The organism is Afipia sp. GW822-FHT04G07, from assembly GCF_058800765.1.
On sequence record NZ_JBXAMP010000001.1, the window covers coordinates 2895905 to 2910118 of the forward strand.

12 protein-coding genes are annotated in these 14214 nt (G+C 61.6%); 8 read left to right on the forward strand and 4 right to left on the reverse strand.

The window, feature by feature from the left end; translation table 11 throughout:
* Positions 1-4: 4 nt before the first annotated feature.
* A complete protein-coding gene (locus AC1RKJ_RS14175) occupies positions 5-991 on the forward strand; it encodes a fumarylacetoacetate hydrolase family protein (RefSeq protein ID WP_492791582.1) in 987 nt (328 codons plus the stop codon).
* 26 nt (positions 992-1017) lie between these two features.
* The gene (locus AC1RKJ_RS14180; protein WP_492791583.1) at positions 1018-1563 is read left to right on the forward strand and encodes a cupin domain-containing protein; all 546 of its coding nucleotides are present in this window, start codon (positions 1018-1020) and stop codon (positions 1561-1563) included.
* Positions 1564-1611: 48 nt separating this feature from the next.
* Here the strand turns inward: AC1RKJ_RS14180 and AC1RKJ_RS14185 are convergent, their stop codons facing one another.
* Positions 1612-3591 (reverse strand): DEAD/DEAH box helicase, encoded by a 1980-nt coding sequence (locus tag AC1RKJ_RS14185; RefSeq protein WP_492791584.1) that lies wholly within the window; start codon positions 3589-3591, stop codon positions 1612-1614.
* A gap of 255 nt (positions 3592-3846) precedes the next feature.
* On the opposite strand from AC1RKJ_RS14185, the gene AC1RKJ_RS14190 reads away from it, so the two are divergent.
* Positions 3847-4263: a DUF1236 domain-containing protein gene (locus AC1RKJ_RS14190; protein ID WP_492791585.1), complete on the forward strand. Its 417-nt coding sequence runs from the start codon at positions 3847-3849 to the stop codon at positions 4261-4263.
* 71 nt (positions 4264-4334) lie between these two features.
* On the opposite strand, the gene AC1RKJ_RS14195 is transcribed toward AC1RKJ_RS14190, so the two are convergent.
* The 3 genes from AC1RKJ_RS14195 to AC1RKJ_RS14205 all read right to left on the reverse strand — a co-directional run bounded on the left by AC1RKJ_RS14195 (position 4335) and on the right by AC1RKJ_RS14205 (position 8076).
* On the reverse strand, positions 4335-5135 hold the full coding sequence (locus tag AC1RKJ_RS14195) for an FAD binding domain-containing protein (RefSeq protein WP_492791586.1): 801 nt from the start codon (positions 5133-5135) through the stop codon (positions 4335-4337).
* Between the two features lie 18 nt (positions 5136-5153).
* Positions 5154-7505: a xanthine dehydrogenase family protein molybdopterin-binding subunit gene (locus AC1RKJ_RS14200; protein ID WP_492791587.1), complete on the reverse strand. Its 2352-nt coding sequence runs from the start codon at positions 7503-7505 to the stop codon at positions 5154-5156.
* 85 nt (positions 7506-7590) lie between these two features.
* Complete coding sequence (locus AC1RKJ_RS14205) at positions 7591-8076, reverse strand: (2Fe-2S)-binding protein (protein ID WP_492791588.1); 486 nt, start codon at positions 8074-8076, stop codon at positions 7591-7593.
* Positions 8077-8383: 307 nt separating this feature from the next.
* Between AC1RKJ_RS14205 and AC1RKJ_RS14210 the strand changes: the two genes are divergently transcribed.
* From AC1RKJ_RS14210 to AC1RKJ_RS14230, 5 genes are all read left to right on the forward strand, one after another.
* Positions 8384-9061, forward strand: a complete 678-nt coding sequence (locus tag AC1RKJ_RS14210; RefSeq protein WP_492792745.1) for a 3-oxoacid CoA-transferase subunit A — start codon at positions 8384-8386, stop codon at positions 9059-9061.
* A 36-nt stretch (positions 9062-9097) separates the two neighbouring features.
* Positions 9098-9751, forward strand: coding sequence for a 3-oxoacid CoA-transferase subunit B (locus AC1RKJ_RS14215; protein ID WP_492792746.1), 654 nt, complete (start codon positions 9098-9100; stop codon positions 9749-9751).
* Between the two features lie 289 nt (positions 9752-10040).
* Positions 10041-11558, forward strand: coding sequence for an MFS transporter (locus tag AC1RKJ_RS14220; protein ID WP_492791589.1), 1518 nt, complete (start codon positions 10041-10043; stop codon positions 11556-11558).
* Between the two features lie 3 nt (positions 11559-11561).
* On the forward strand, positions 11562-12374 hold the full coding sequence (otsB, locus tag AC1RKJ_RS14225) for a trehalose-phosphatase (protein WP_492791590.1): 813 nt from the start codon (positions 11562-11564) through the stop codon (positions 12372-12374).
* Complete coding sequence (locus AC1RKJ_RS14230) at positions 12371-14206, forward strand: glycoside hydrolase family 15 protein (RefSeq protein ID WP_492791591.1); 1836 nt, start codon at positions 12371-12373, stop codon at positions 14204-14206. Before otsB ends, AC1RKJ_RS14230 begins: the two co-directional genes overlap by 4 nt.
* Positions 14207-14214: the final 8 nt, after the last annotated feature.

The window sequence follows — 14214 nt, forward strand, 5'->3', positions numbered from 1 at the left end:
GTCGATGAAACTCGTCACGTTCCGTCATGGCAATGACCGGCCGCGCAGTGGCATCTTGGTCGAGGACGGTGCCGCTGTCATCGATCTCGCGGCGGCCTATCAGCAGAAGTGGAGCGGCACCGGTCCGGTCGCCACCGTGCTCGAAATCGCCGAGGCCGGCGCCAACGGCCTCGATGTCGTGACCGAGCTTCTGAAGCTGCCGCCGTCGGGAGCGCGGCGGGCGCGAAGCGAAATCAAGCTCGACGCGCCGATTCCGCGTCCCCCGCAGATGCGCGACTTTTTGTGTTTTGAGAAGCATCTCGTGCAGGCTTTCGAGCAAGCGCGCCGCGTCCGCGCGCAGCAGTCTCCGGACCCGGAGGCAGCGATGCGCGAGATGGAGCAGAAGGGCATCCTGTCAGTTCCAGCGACGTGGTACGAGCGGCCGATTTTTTATCATCCGAATCGTCTCAACGTCATCGGCACGGACACCGACGTGGTGTGGCCGGCCTATTCGTCGCTGATGGATTTCGAACTGGAGTTCGGTTGCTACATCGGAAAATCGGGCAACGACATCGCTGCGTCAGGCGCGCGAGCGCACATCTTCGGTTACACCATCTTCAACGACTTCTCCGCGCGCGACGAGCAGACCAGGGAGATGCCGGGCCAACTCGGCCCAGGCAAGGGCAAGGATTTCGACGGCGGCAACGCGATGGGACCTTGCCTTGTGACTGCCGATGAATTCGGCGATCCCTACGCCAAGACCATGATCGCGCGCGTCAACGGCGAGGAGTGGGCGCGCGGCAACACCGGCGAGATGCGCTGGAAGTTCGAGGATTGCATCGCGCATGTCTCGCGCGGAGAAACGCTCTATCCGGGTGAATTTTTCGGCTCCGGCACCGTGGGCGGTGGCTGTGGCCTCGAGACGATGCGCTTCTTGAAATCGGGCGACGTGGTCGAACTCGGGGTCGAGGGCATCGGAGTGTTGCGCAACCGCGTGCTACGCCGCGACTGACAAGAAACAAGTAAGGGAGAGAACACATGGTCCATCGCATTCGCCGCGTCGTCACCGGCCACGATCAGAACGGCAAGTCCAAAATCGTCATGGATGGGTTGGCACCGAACATCCTCGAGATGGCGTCGATGCCGGGCGTTGCGCTGACCGACTTGTGGCGGACGGCTACGTCACCAGCGTCGAACGAGGGCAATGCGGACGCCGCAGAAGGTCAGATCAAGCTCGAACCGCCATCAGAAGGCACGATCCTGCGCATTGTCGAGTTTCCGCCGGATACCGCCTGGCGTCAGAGCGCGGATGCCAAGAAGGCGTTTGCTTCGATCGGCGCCGACGGCGCGCCGGACCATGCGTCAGACGATCCGATGACCCACACCACGGCGACCGTGGACTACATCATCGTTCTCAGGGGCGAGATCTATGCCATCATGGACACGGAGGAGACGCTGCTGAAGCAGGGTGACATCCTGATTCAGCGCGGCACCAATCACTCCTGGAGCGTGCGCGGCACCGAACCCTGCATCGTGGCCGCGATCCTCGTCGGCGCCAAGCCCACGGGGCGGTTGAAAAAGTAACCTAGGCTATCTGCGAAGCCCGCAACCGCAATCGTCTGAAGCGATGATTTACGTGCCCTTGCGGTGCTTCTTCTTCTTCGGTTTCTTGGCAAAGGCCGTCTTGTCGACATCAGGCCAGCTCTGACGATCCGGTCCGCCGGCGTGTTTCGGCTTCTTCGCGCGTGGCGGCGCATCCTCGAACCGGGGCCGTTCGTCGCGCTGTGGCTTCGCCTCGTGTGACTTCTTCTCGTAGCGCGGCTTGCTGTCAAACGACGGCTTGCCTTGATACGCGGGCTTTTCCCGATAGGCCGGCTTGCCGTTGTTCTTGCCTTTGTAATCCGGCTTGCCGTTGCGCTGTACAGGCGGGGCGTCGCCTTGCGGTCCGTTCGGCAATGCTTCGAGGCGGATATTGTCTTCCTTGTCCGGGCGCTTGATCTTCGCGGCGAACTCCTCGGCAGCGGACGCCGAAATCTCGAACTCGGTGGTGGCGTCGAAAATGCGGATGGCGCCGATGTCGCCTTTGCCGATTCCGCCACGGCGGCAGATCATCGGCAGCAGCCAGCGCGCTTCGGCGTTCTTGTTGCGGCCGATGGCGGCGCGAAACCACACACTGCCCTCGGACATGCCGCCGCGTGCTGGTTTCGATCTCGGCGCGCGCTCTTCACCGGGTGTGTCGCGCTCGAATCGTTTTGTGCCGCGGTCTTCGCGCGCCCGGCGATCGTCACGCGAACGCCCCTGACCCGGATCGAGAATATCTTCGGGCGATGGAAGGCGCGACCGATAGAGCCGCGCCAGCGCCGCCGCGATGTCCTCAGGCGGCCGCTCGGCGAGCAATGCCCGCGCCAGCACCAGATCGTCCTCGGTGTTTTCTTCGCCGAACAGCGCGTCCTGCAACATGCGCTGCTGGTCGAGCTTGCGGATCTCCTCCACGGTCGGCGCGGTGCCCCAGACCGCATCAATGCCGGCCTGGTTGAGCAGCAGCTCGGCGCGGCGCTTGCGCGCGGGGATCACCAGCATGACGCTGACGCCCTTCTTGCCGGCGCGGCCGGTGCGGCCTGAACGATGCTGCAGCACTTCCGGATCGTTCGGCAGGTCGGCGTGAATCACGAGGCCCAGACTTGGCAGATCGAGGCCGCGTGCCGCGACATCGGTGGCGACGCAGATTCGCGCGCGGCCGTCACGCAAGGATTGCAGCGCCTTGGTACGCTCGTTCTGGGTCAGCTCGCCGGACAGCGCCACCACGGAAAACCCGCGCTCCAGAAGTGCTGCCTGGAGATGGTTGACCGCGTTGCGGGTGTTGCAGAACACGATGGCGCTCGGGGACTCGAAGAATCGGAGAACATTGACCACGGCATGTTCGACGTCGCCGGGCGCGATCCGGATCGCACGATATTCGATATCGGCGTGACCGCTTCCGCTGCTCGTGACTTCGATGCGAAAAGGGTCGTTCTGATATTGCTTGGTGATGGAGATAATCGTGCGCGGCAGGGTCGCCGAAAACAGCAGCGTGCGCCGTGTGTCCGGCGTGGTCTTGAGAATGAACTCCATGTCCTCGCGAAAGCCGAGATCAAGCATCTCGTCGGCTTCATCGAGAACCACGACCTTCAGTTCAGTTACATCGAGACGCTTGCGGCGGATATGATCGCACAGCCGACCCGGCGTGCCGACCACAATATGCGCGCCGGCTTCGAGTTCGCGTTTTTCGCGCTGCGGGTCCATGCCGCCGACGCAGGAGACGACACGCGCGCCGGCCTGCTTGTAAAGCCATTCGAGTTCGCGATGCACCTGCAACGCCAGTTCACGTGTCGGCGCGACGATCAGCGCCAGCGGAGCTGCGGCCCGATTCAGCCGCTCGGCTTCGCCCAGCAGATCGGCGGCCATAGCGAGGCCGTAAGCGACAGTCTTGCCGGAGCCGGTTTGCGCCGACACCAGCAGGTCGCGGCCGGCGGCATCGTTTGCGAGCACCGCCTTCTGGACAGGGGTCGCGTCATTATAGTTGCGCTCGGCCAGAGCGCGGGCGAGTGGTGCACTTGCAGATAGGGTTTTCACGGTCAGACCTTGGTTGGCGTTGTCGCCACGGTGCAATCAAATGGATTGGACAAGCGCCCGGATACGGACGCTTTCAGCAGCTTCGCGAGATTGGTGAAGTTTGCACGTGCTTTAGGCGAGTTTTGGCAAAAGAGCCAATGAATACTGTCGCAAATGTTCGGCAAAAGCGCCTTTTTAAGGGTTTTTGCCGATTTGAGGAACCATTCCGCCGCCGCTTACTTGTGTTTCCCGAGTTCATAAACGGGAGTTTTAGATATGAAGCGGACTTTGATTGCCTTGGCGATGATTTCTACCGGCGCCCTCATTCCGGTGGTTGCGTCTGCGCAAGGCGTGCCGGGCGGTATCGAACGTGGTGCGCGTGAAGGCGAGCGTGCAGGCGGACCGGTCGGCGCGATCGTTGGCGGCACTGTAGGTGGCGTTGTCGGCGGCGTGGCCGGCGTTCTCGGCGTCGATCAGCGTCCGCGCTTTCGCAACTACGTGGTCGAACAACGTCGTCCTTCTTACCGTTATCAGAATGAACTCGCGGTAGGTGTTGTCCTTCCTGAGGACGGCGTGACCTACTACGACGTTCCGCAGGAATATGGTGTTCGCGACTATCGCTACACCGTGGTGAACGACCGCACGGTTCTGGTTGATCCGCGCACCCGTCGCGTGGTGCAGATCGTCGAGTAACTTTTCTACTCATATGAAACTAAAAAGGCCGCCCTTCAGGGGCGGCCTTTTCTTTTTCCATTACGGAGAATTCAGCCCGCCTCGATCACCGCGCGCTGCGCCATCACCTTGATGAGGTTGGCGCGGTATGCCGCCGAACCGTGGATGTCCTCCATCAGACCGTCGGCGGAGACTTTCACCGCGTCGATGGCGCCCGCCGACCAGTTGGCTTTCAGTGCGGCTTCGATGGCCGGCACGCGCATCACGCCGTTCTGCGAAGCCCCGGTGGCGGCAACGCGCACGTCGCCGGATTTGGTCTTGGCGACGAATACGGCGGTGAGCGCGAAACGTGACGCCGGGTGACGCATTTTCGAGTAGGCCGCCTTCGCCGGAATCGGGAACGAGATCTCGGTGATGATCTCGCCGTCTTCGAGCGCGGTGGTGAACAGGCCCTTGAAGAAATCCTCGCCCTTGATGCTGCGCTTGTTGGTTTTCACCGTGGCGTCGAGCGCGACCACGGCGGCGGGATAGTCCGCGGCCGGATCGTTGTTGGCGATCGAGCCGCCGATGGTGCCGCGATAACGCACAGCAGGATCGCCGAGCACCGAGGTCAGATGTACGATGGCGGGGATCGCCTTCTCCGCGTCCTTACTTGTGAGGATGTCGTAATAGGTAGTTGCCGCCTTGATAACGAGCGCGTCGGCGGTGGCCGACACGCCGACCAGCGCGGGTATCCGCGCGAGGTCGATCACGTCCGATGGTTGCGCAAGGCGCTGCTTCATCACCGGCAGCAGCGTGTGGCCACCGGCGAGATATTTCGAATCCGACCCCTTCTTGAACAGGGCGACGGCGTCATCGACGCTGGCGGGGCGATGGTAGGTTGTCTCGTACATGGCTTTGTCTCCCCGTCCTTACTCTGCGGCCTGTTTCTGATGAATGGCGTGCCACACCCGGTCGGGCGAGGCCGGCATCTCAAGCCGGTCGTGCCCGATCGCGTCGGTGATGGCGTTGATCACCGCCGGCGTCGAGCCGATCGCGCCGGCTTCGCCGCAGCCCTTGATGCCGAGCGGATTGCCGGGGCAGAGCGTCGTGGTGTGCGACAGCTTGAACGACGGCAGATCGTCCGCGCGCGGCATGGCGTAATCCATGAACGACGCCGTGATGAGCTGGCCGCTCTTGTCGTAGACCGCATGTTCAAGCAACGCTTGACCGATGCCTTGCGCGAGCCCGCCATGCACCTGGCCTTCGACGATCATCGGGTTGATGAGACGTCCAAAGTCATCGGCCGCGACGAAGCTGACGAACTCCGTCTTGCCGGTGCCGGGATCGACCTCGACCTCGCAGATATAAGTTCCGGCCGGGAAGGTGAAGTTGGTCGGATCGTAGAACGCGGTTTCCTTCAGGCCCGGCTCCATGCCGTCTGGCAGGTTGTGGGCGGTGTAGGCGGCAAGCGCCACCATCGGCAGCGCGATCGACTTGTCGGTGCCGGTGACTTTGAATTCACCGTTCTCGATGACGATATCGTTCTCCGATGCCTCCAGCTGATGCGCGACAATTTTCTTTGCCTTGGTTTCGACCTTCTCCATCGCCTTGACGATGGCAGACATGCCCACCGCGCCGGAACGCGAGCCGTAAGTGCCCATGCCGAACTGCACCTTATCGGTGTCGCCGTGGAGAATGGAGACCTGACTGGTCGGAATGCCGAGCCGGTCGGCGACCACCTGTGCAAAGGTTGTTTCGTGGCCCTGGCCGTGGCTGTGCGAGCCGGTGAGGATCTCGATGGTGCCAACGGGGTTGACCCGCACCTCGCAGGATTCCCATAGACCGACGCCGGCGCCGAGACTGCCGACGGCTTTCGACGGCGCGATGCCGCAGGCCTCGATGTAGCAGGAGAAGCCGATGCCGCGCAGCTTGCCTTCCTTCTTTGCCTTTTCCTTGCGGGCAGGGAAGCCGGCATAGTCGGCGGCTTTCAGCGCGGCGTCGAGCGAAGCACCGAAGTCACCGATGTCGTAGGCCATGATAACCGGCGTCTGGTGCGGAAACTGCGTGATGAAATTCTTGCGCCGCAGTTCGGCCGGATCGACCTTGAGCTGCCGCGCAGCGGTTTCCATCAGCCGCTCCATGACGAAGGAGGCTTCCGGGCGGCCCGCACCGCGATACGCATCCACCGGCGCGGTGTTGGTGTAGACGCTGATGACCTCGGCGAAGATCGCCGGAATGTTGTACTGGCCCGACAGCAGCGTCGCGTAGAGATAAGTCGGCACCGACGACGAGAACAGCGACATGTAGGCGCCGAGATTGGCGTGGGTTTTCACCCGCAGGCCGATAATTTTATTGTCCTTGTCGAAGGCCATCTCCGCCTTGGTGAGATGGTCGCGGCCATGGGCGTCGCTGAGGAATGCCTCGGTGCGGTCCGATGTCCACTTCACCGGGCGGCCGGTGCGCTTGGAGGCCCACAGCGCCACCATTTCTTCGGGGTAGATGAAAATCTTGGAGCCGAAGCCGCCGCCGACGTCCGGCGCGATCACGCGCAGCTTGTGTTCCTGTGCGACGTTATAGAACGCCGAAAGCACGAGGCGCGCCACATGCGGATTCTGCGAGGTGGTGTAGAGCGTGAAATGCTCTTCGGCGGAATCGTATTCCGCGACCGCAGCGCGCGGCTCCATCGCGTTCGGCGACAGACGATTGTTGGTGATGTCGAGCGCCACGACATTCGCGGCCTTTGAGAAGGCGTCATTGGTGGCGGCTTCGTCACCAATGGTCCAGTCGTAGATGACGTTGCCGGGCGCTTCGGGATGTAGCTGCGGCGCGCCGGGTGCGATGGCTGCGCGAATATCGGCGGCGACGGGCAATTCCTCGTAGTCCACCACGACCGCTTCGGCGGCATCGCGCGCCTGGTTGCGGGTTTCGGCGATGACGACCGCCACGGCATTGCCGACAAAACGCACGATCTCCGGCGCCATCGCCGGCCATGCGCCCATTTTCATCGGCGTGCCGTCCTTGGAGTGGATCATCCAGCCGCAGATCAGATTGCCGATCTTGTCGTCGACGAGTTGCTGCCCGGTCAGGACATCCACCACGCCCGGCATGGCCTTGGCGGCGGCGGTATCGATACTTTTGATTTTTGCGTGGGCGTGCGGGCTGCGGACGAACGACGCATAGGTCATGCCGTGAAGGCGCACATCGTCGGTGTACTTGCCCTTGCCGGTGATGAATCGCTTGTCTTCCTTGCGCAGAACCCTCTCGCCGATACCTTCACTCATAATGCTGGCCTTTCCATAAGGGTTGCCTTGGTCGCGCGAGCAGCGCGGGCAACTGCAAATCCGATTGGTGAGCTATCGTCGCGGACTATTCCGCGGCGACTGAAACCTTCATGCGTCCGGCGGCGTCCAGCACCGACTTGACGATGTTGTGGTATCCTGTGCAGCGGCAGATGTTGCCTTCCAGCTCGTGGCGCACCGTGGCCTCGTCGAGATTGCCGCCGTGGCGGGTCACGATGTCGATAGCCGACATGATCATGCCCGGTGTGCAATAGCCGCACTGGAGGCCATGATTGTCCCGGAACGCCGCCTGCATCGGATGCAGCGTGTCCCCTTTCGAGATGCCTTCGATGGTGGTGACATTGGCGCCGTTGGCCTGTCCGACCAGCGTGGTGCAGGATTTCACGGCGCGGCCATCGATATGAACGATGCAGGCGCCGCACTGGCTGGTGTCGCATCCGACATGCGTGCCGGTCAGACCGAGATGATCGCGTAGCAGATGGACGAGCAGCGTGCGATCCTCGACATCGGCGGACACCGCTTTACCGTTGACGGTCAACTTGATTGCAGACAAAGGGACCTCCCCAGATGATTTCCAAAAGTGCTTTTTGTAATTGTTCCAATTAACAACCGGCGCGCAAAACTTTGCAACTCGATTTTCGTTGTAGCTGTCATCGCGCGATCATCTGCATGTGAACGCAGGCGCCGCGCTCCGCCGGCGGGCCGTTCACCGTCGTCTGGATGTATCTCGCAAGTGCGAGAGCAGGGCGCTTTCTGCATTCCATAGATGCAGACGGGCCGTTTGATAGCTGGAGGGTTTTTGCTTACGCTTGCCGGAGCGGCCTAAAAATGAACGTCGCCAAGGGAGTATAGAAAGAGTGATCGACAAGCGCGTGGGCTCGCTGGCCGAAGCGGTCGCCGATGTCCGGGATGGAGCCGTTGTGCTGGTGCCGGGATTTGGCGCCGTCGGGATCGCGGACAATTTGCTCGAGGCCCTGCATGATCAAGGCGCGCGCGAGTTGACAATCGTTGCCAACAACTCGGGCAATGGCGATCACGGGCTGGCGCGGCTCATCAACTCGGGGCGGGTGCGCAAGGTGATCTGCTCCTATCCGCGCTCCGGCGATTACAGTGCATTTTTGAAAGCCTACCGCGCCAAAAGCCTTGAACTCGAACTGGTGCCGCAAGGCACGATCAGCGAGCGGATGCGCTGTGCCGCTGCGGGCCTGGGCGGATTTTTCTCACCGGTTTCCGCTGGCACCAAGCTTGCCGAAGGCAAGGAGCAGCGTGAGATCGACGGCAGGCTGCACGTGTTCGAGAAACCGCTGAGGGGCGATATCGCGTTGGTCAAGGCGGCCAAAGCCGACCGATGGGGCAATCTCACCTACCGCAAGTCCGCCCGCAATTTCAATCCGGTCTGCGCTATGGCAGCGGACCTGACCATCGTCGAGGTCGAGACCATGGTCGATCTCGGGACACTTGACCCGGAAGCCGTGGTGACGCCGGGAATTTTCGTCGATCGCATCGTGGTCGCCGAACCGCTCAAGATCGGGAGCTGAATCGTGACCGAATACACTCCACTGACGCGCCAGCAAATGGCATGGCGAGCGGCGCAGGATCTGCCGGAGGGTGCTTACGTCAATCTCGGCATTGGAATTCCGACGCTGACATCGGGCTTCGTGCCGAAAACGCGCGAGGTGATCTTTCACAGCGAGAACGGCGTGCTTGGCATGGGCGGTCCGCCGAAGCCCGGCGAAGAAGATGAAGAATTGACCGATGCCGGCAAGAATCTGACCACGCTGGTCACGGGCGGCTGTTATGTCCATCACGCGGATGCATTTTTGATGATCCGCGGCGGCCATCTCGATGTCAGCCTGCTGGGCGCCTTTGAAGTTTCGGGGAGCGGCGATCTCGCCAACTGGACCACGGAAGACCCCGAGTTTCCGCCGGGCGTTGGTGGCGCGATGGATCTTGCAGTGGGCGCCAAGGCCATCCGTGTGCTGATGGAACATACCGACAAGAAGGGCCAGCCGCGCATCAAGAACCGCTGCACCTATCCGTTGACGGCGGCGGGCGTGGTCAAGCGTATCTACACCAATCTCGCGGTGATCGACGTCACGCCCGCAGGGCTCCTGGTGATTGAGATGATTCCGGGCATGACGCTCGAGAAACTGCAGTCGCTGACCGAGCCGAAGCTGCAGCTCGCACCCGGCTACAAGGACATGATGCCGCCCGCGCGCGCGGCCTGACGGCGCGAGCTTCCACCCGGATATCGTGAGCCAAAAAGTCCGGGAAAGCCATTTTTCGGATGACCGGTTCCATATGGAACCTTCCTTTCGCGATCAGGTTGTTATGGGAAGCGGAGGCGGACGTACCCTCTGTCGGCGGAAGGCTTCGGATTCACTGTTCGGAGGCCTTTCCCATTGATAATACTCGCCGTTTGGGGACTCAGGCTGGTTCCCAAACTCCTGCTATCTGTTTCGCCGGTCGCGGCGTCCATCGAAGGTCGAGGGTGCGGCCGGTGAAAGAGACGGCGGGATGTCAGCTTTGACAAACATCCAGATGTCCCCGGCCCAAACGCCCTCGGCACGCATCTCACCGACGACCGGTGTTGAGGCTTCCGGTTCCCTCCCGCGTGAGACCGTTGAAACCGATATTCCAGCGCGTCTGGATTCCTTGCCTTGGAGTGGTTTTCATACCCGTGTCATCGCCGCGCTCGGCATCACATGGATACTCGACGGACTTGAGGTCACACTGGCGGGTGCGTTATCGGGCGCGCTGAAGGACAGTCCGGTTCTCAAGTTCACCAACACCGACGTCGGACTCGCCACCAGCGCCTATATCGCTGGCGCGGTGCTCGGCGCCCTTGGGTTCGGATGGCTGACCGATCGCATTGGTCGCAAGAAGCTGTTTTTTGTGACGCTCGCGGTCTATCTCACCGCGACCGCTGCGACGGCATTCTCGTGGAATCTCGCCAGTTTCGCATTGTTCCGTTTTCTCACTGGCGCCGGCATCGGCGGCGAATACACCGCGATCAATTCGACAATTCAGGAGCTGGTGCCTGCACGCTATCGCGGCCGCACCGATCTGATCGTCAACGGCAGCTTCTGGATCGGTGCCGCGCTGGGCGCGGTCAGCGCCATCATTTTGCTCGATCCGGACGTGATCAATCCGGAACTGGGATGGCGTCTGGCGTTCCTGACCGGCGCGGGCCTTGGTCTGGTCGTATTCGTGATGCGGTTATGGATTCCCGAAAGCCCGCGCTGGCTGATGATTCACGGCCAGCCCGCGCGCGCTCTGAAGATCGTCGCCGACATTGAACGTTCAGTGACGCCCAACCGACGCGAACCCGATCGCCCCCGGCCGAAGATCAGATTGAAGATGCGAACCCACACGCCGCTGCGCGAGGTCGTCGATACATTGTTGCGGACCTATCGCAGCCGCTCGCTGGTGGGATTGTCGCTGATGGTGGCGCAGGCGTTCTTTTATAACGCGATTTTCTTCACCTATGCTTTGGTTTTGACAGATTTCTTCGGTATCGCATCAAGCCATGTCGGCTGGTACATCCTGCCATTCGCCGCTGGGAATTTTCTCGGGCCGTTGCTGCTCGGCGCACTGTTCGACACGGTCGGGCGGCGTACCATGATCGCGTTCACCTACAGCATGTCGGGCATTCTGCTCGCCGTGTCGGGTTATCTGTTTTCGATCGGCGTACTCAGTGCGCAGACCCAGACGATCACCTGGATGGTGATCTTCTTCTTTGCGTCGCCGGCGGCCAGTGCTGCGTATCTCACCGTGAGCGAAACATTTCCGCTCGAGGTTCGCGCTCTGGCCATAGCATCGTTCTATGCGATCGGCACCGGTATCGGCGGCATTGCCGGTCCGGCCTTGTTTGGAGTTCTCATCGACACCGGCTCACGCAACAGCGTGTTCGCCGGTTATCTGCTCGGATCGGCCTTGATGATCGCCGCGGCGCTGATCGCGTGGCGATATTGTATCGACGCGGAATGCAAGTCACTGGAGGAGGTTGCGCGGCCCCTGGCCGCGCAAGAGTAGCTAATGGATCATCGTGTGATTGAAGAGCCCGCTGCAACGATTGCGAGAGACGCTTTGCAGGCTCCGGCGGGAATTGTGCCGGATCTCGATCAGACCGCGCTGCTGCTCGATATCGACGGCACGTTGATCGAACTCGCGCCGACGCCGCGCGACATTATAGTACCGCCGAAACTGGGCGCGACGCTTCAGGCGCTGCACGACCGTCTCGACGGCGCGCTCGCGCTGGTGAGCGGCCGATCCCTGACCGATATCGACGTGATCTTCGCGCCATTGCAGTTTCCCGCGGTTGGCGGTCACGGCGCGGAGATGCGGCTGTCGATCGAGAATGAGGCGGTCGCAGCCCATGCGCCGCCGATGGATAACGACCTGAAAAAGCGCTTCATCGCGATCTCGCACCTCAGCCCCGGCATCCTGTACGAGGACAAGGGCTATTCCGTCGCGCTGCATTACCGGCTGGCGCCGCAGTTCGAGCGCACTATTTACGAAGCCGTGTCTGCGATCCGGGCGGACCTGCCGCAGGCGCCGATCGACGTTCTTCCTGGAAAGTTCGTCTGCGAGATCAAGCATGCGGGTTTCACGAAGGCGACCGGTGTTCGCGAATTGATGAACCATGCGCCGTTCTCCGGCCGCAACCCCGTTTTTATCGGCGACGACGTGACCGACGAGTCTGTGTTTGCCATCATGCCCGCATTCAAGGGCATCTCCTTCTCGGTGGGCCGCCGCGCCCATGGCGTCGATGGCCAGTTCAGGTCGCCGACGGACGTTCGCGCGTGGCTCACGCATTTGCTCGACGAAGAAACCATGGCGGCACGATGAACATTTCCAAGACTATTACTGCATCGCAGGTCGAAGCTGGTAAAATCGATCACGGTCTCGATCTGGCCGTGATCGGAAACTGCAAGACGGCAGCGCTGGTCGATCCGACATCGCGGCTGGTGTGGTGGTGTTTTCCGCGCTTCGACGCCGATCCCGTATTTTCCCGTCTGCTTGCAGGGGATGAAGAGAAGGGCTTCAGCGACGTCGTGCTGGACGGGATGGTCGAGTATCGCTCGAACTATGTCCGCAACACCGCGATCGTCGAGACCATCCTGACCGACAAGAACGGCGCTGCGATTCGGATCACCGATTTCGCGCCGCGCTTCCGGCAGTACGGCCGGATGTTCCGTCCACCGCAATTGTTCCGCATCATCGAGCCGATTGCGGGCTTGCCGCGCGTCACCATCCGCGTTCGGCCGACCCATTCCTACGGCAAGCCGCTGGCGCGCCGGGCCTTGGGCAGCAATCACATTCGCTATTTCGAGGATGAGACGACCGTTCGCGTCACCACTGATGCGCCGATCTCCATGATCGAGCACGAGTCGCCGTTCGTGCTGACGCGGCCTGTCCACATGGTGTTCGGCCATGACGAACCGTATCCCGGCGATCTTGCCGCCACCGCCACCTCGTTCGCCGAGCAAACCAAGTCGTACTGGCTGCACTGGGTGCGGCGTCTTTATATCTCCTATGACTTCCAGGAAGCGATCATCCGCGCTGCGATCACCCTGAAGCTGTCGAATTTCGAGGAGACCGGCGGGATCATCGCCGCGCATACGACATCGATTCCCGAAGCCCCAGGCTCGGGACGCACGTGGGATTACCGCTATTGCTGGTTGCGCGATGCCTACTTCGTGGTGAAGGCGCTGAACCGCGTCGGGGCGACGCAGACGATGGAGGATTTCATCGGCTTCACGCTGTCGATTGCCACCAATACCGATGGGCCGCTGAAACCGGTCTATAGTGTGGTGCCGAACCTGCCGCTCGACGAATGGATCACGACCGATCTCAACGGTTATCGCGGAGATGGTCCGGTTCGCATCGGCAACGCTGCGGTCGAACAGAGCCAGCACGATACTTATGGTAGCGTGATTCTCGCAGCCCTTCCGCTGTTCTTCGACCAACGTCTGCCGACACCCGGCGGAGAAAAGCTGTTCCGTTTGCTGGAAGGTCTCGGCGAAAAGGCGGCGCAGGTGGCGCTGAAACCTGACGCCGGCATCTGGGAGTACCGAGGGCGGCAGCGCGTGCATACGCATTCGGCGGCGATGTGTTGGGCGGGTGTCAATCGGCTCGCATCCATCGCTGCGAAGCTTGGCCTGCATGATCGTGCGGCCTACTGGAACTCCATCGCCGATCCCATTCATCACGAGCTTGTCGAGAAGGCGTGGAATCCGAAGCGCGAAGCCTTTACCGCGGCATTCGGTTCCGACGACCTCGACGCCAGTGTGCTGCTGTTGCCGGATCTCGGCGTTTGCGAGGTCGACGACCCGCGTTTCGTCAAAACCGTGGCGGCAATGGAGCGCGAATTGCTGCGCGAGAAGCACGTCATGCGCTATGCGGCGGAAGATGATTTCGGACTGCCCGCGACTGCGTTCCTGATCTGCCGGTTCTGGCTGATCGATGCGTGGTGGCAGCAGGGACGGCGCGTGGAAGCGCGCGAAGCGTTCATCGATGCGCTGTCGCATCGCAATCGCTACGGCTTGCTGTCGGAAGACATCGATCCGAAAACGGGCGCGCTGTTTGGAAACTTCCCGCAGACCTATTCGATGGCGGGTTTGATTCTCACCGGCATGAAACTGTCGCGGAACTGGGAAGATCGCTATTGGCGCAGTTAATGCGATAT

Bases quoted from the DNA above. Each gene is read 5' to 3' on its own strand.
- AC1RKJ_RS14220 (WP_492791589.1), top strand. From the start codon at position 10,041: ATGTCAGCTTTGACAAACATCCAGATGTCCCCGGCCCAAACGCCCTCG.
- AC1RKJ_RS14200 (WP_492791587.1), bottom strand. From the start codon at position 7,505: ATGAGTGAAGGTATCGGCGAGAGGGTTCTGCGCAAGGAAGACAAGCGA.
- AC1RKJ_RS14190 (WP_492791585.1), top strand. From the start codon at position 3,847: ATGAAGCGGACTTTGATTGCCTTGGCGATGATTTCTACCGGCGCCCTC.
- otsB (WP_492791590.1), top strand. From the start codon at position 11,562: ATGGATCATCGTGTGATTGAAGAGCCCGCTGCAACGATTGCGAGAGAC.
- AC1RKJ_RS14195 (WP_492791586.1), bottom strand. From the start codon at position 5,135: ATGTACGAGACAACCTACCATCGCCCCGCCAGCGTCGATGACGCCGTC.
- AC1RKJ_RS14175 (WP_492791582.1), top strand. From the start codon at position 5: ATGAAACTCGTCACGTTCCGTCATGGCAATGACCGGCCGCGCAGTGGC.
- AC1RKJ_RS14230 (WP_492791591.1), top strand. From the start codon at position 12,371: ATGAACATTTCCAAGACTATTACTGCATCGCAGGTCGAAGCTGGTAAA.
- AC1RKJ_RS14180 (WP_492791583.1), top strand. From the start codon at position 1,018: ATGGTCCATCGCATTCGCCGCGTCGTCACCGGCCACGATCAGAACGGC.
- AC1RKJ_RS14215 (WP_492792746.1), top strand. From the start codon at position 9,098: ATGGCATGGCGAGCGGCGCAGGATCTGCCGGAGGGTGCTTACGTCAAT.